Source organism: Microcoleus sp. A003_D6, from assembly GCF_036702825.1.
GTDB lineage: Bacteria > Cyanobacteriota > Cyanobacteriia > Cyanobacteriales > Microcoleaceae > Microcoleus.
Genome location: NZ_JAUBWA010000280.1, coordinates 1 through 1,818, shown reverse-complemented (window position 1 = coordinate 1,818; position 1,818 = coordinate 1). Strand labels below are relative to the sequence as shown.

At 50.7% G+C, this 1,818-nt stretch carries 1 protein-coding gene; it reads right to left on the bottom strand.

All coding sequences use genetic code 11. The features are described from left to right. Window positions 1-199 precede the first annotated feature (199 nt). A complete protein-coding gene (gene psbC, locus QUB70_RS32415; RefSeq protein WP_332985904.1) occupies window positions 200-1,579 on the bottom strand; it encodes a photosystem II reaction center protein CP43 in 1,380 nt (459 codons plus the stop codon). Between the last annotated feature and the right edge of the window lie 239 nt (window positions 1,580-1,818).

Genomic DNA, 1,818 nt, shown 5'->3' with positions numbered 1-1,818 from the left:
TTAATAATTTTAGGAATCGCGTATTAGCTTGCTTTTCTGATTAGATAAACTTATAACCATAAGTTCAGGAGAACCGATTATAGTATAGCTTTTATTTTGAATAGTCATAATCTGAGTTAATCCGCAGTAAAAAAAGCTCCTGCCGTTAAGCAGGAGCCTTTTTCGATTAGACAATCAAATCAGGAATAAACTCGATCGATTAGTCCAAATTAGGCATAGCCAACACTGGTTCATTTTCGCGATCGATACCCTTCTCAAAGCCAGCGACAGCCGCGCGAGCGCGACCAGCGTGCCACAAGTGGCCGACCAAGAAGAAGAAACCCATCACAAAGTGGAAACAGGCCAGCCAAGAACGAGGTGACGTATAGTTAAACGCGTTAACTTCCGTTGCCAAGCCGCCCACAGAGTTCAGAGAACCCAAAGGAGCGTGAGTCATGTACTCAGCAGCGCGGCGAGCTTGCCAAGGCTGAATGTCGTTCTTGATCTTGTTCAAGTCCAAACCGTTAGTACCGCGCAAGGGTTCCAACCAAGGGCCTTGGAAATCCCAGAAACGCATCGTTTCACCGCCGAAAATGATTTCGCCAGTAGGAGAGCGCATCAGGTACTTACCCAGACCGGTGGGGCCTTGTGCAGAACCGACGTTAGCACCCAAGCGTTGGTCGCGGATCAGGAAGGTCAAAGCTTGCGCTTGAGAAGCTTCCGGGCCCGTCGGGCCGTAGAATTCGCTGGGGTAAGCAGTGTTGTTGAACCAGACAAAGCAGCAAGCGATGAATCCCATCAGGGACAAAGCGCCCAAGCTGTAAGACAGGTAAGCTTCGCCAGACCAGATTAAGGCGCGGCGAGCCCAGCCGAAAGGCTTGGTCAAAATGTGCCAAACACCGCCAGCAATACAAATCAGGCCGAGCCAGATGTGACCGCCGATGATGTCTTCCATGTTGTTGACGCTGACAATCCAGCCTTCGCCACCAAAAGGAGAGCGAACCAAGTAGCCAAATATCACAGCCGGGTTCAGAGTGGGGTTAGTGATAATACGCACGTCGCCGCCGCCCGGAGCCCAAGTGTCATAGACACCGCCGAAGAACATGGCCTTAGCCACCAGCAGCAAGCAACCGCCACCCAATAAAATCAGGTGATAGCCGATGATGTTGGTCATCTGGTTCTTGTCTTTCCAGTCGTAGCCGAAGAACGAAGAATATTCTTCGAGAACTTCCGGGCCGCGAACGGCGTGATAAATGCCGCCCAAACCGAGAACAGCAGATGAAATCAAGTGAAGAACGCCGACTACGAAGAAGGGGAAGATATCCGTAACTTCACCGCCGGGGCCGACGCCCCAACCCAAAGTAGCGATGTGGGGCATCAAAATTAAGCCCTGTTCGTACATGGGCTTTTCTGGGATAAAGTGAGCGACTTCAAACAAAGTCATTGCACCGGCCCAGAACACGATCAAGCCAGCGTGAGCGACGTGGGCGCCCAGCAGTTTGCCGGAGAGATTGATTAAACGAGCGTTGCCAGACCACCAAGCGAACCCGGAGGATTCTTGGTCGCGACCGCTTGCGTAGGAATTAGAGAGCGTTACCACCCGGTAGAACCTCCAACGATTTTAGATTTTGGATTTGGGGTTTTTTGTTCCCCAGTAGGGCACGGAGTACCGCACCTGCGCCGGGGAATAGGGATTTGGATTTCAATTTCAATTAAAAAAAATTAAATTCATCTGAAATCCAAATCCTGATTTTTTTACAGTGCGTTACCGCGAGGCAGAACTTCTTCAGGGAAGATGAAGTTTTCGTGAGGTTGGTCGGTAGGAGCCATCCAAGCACG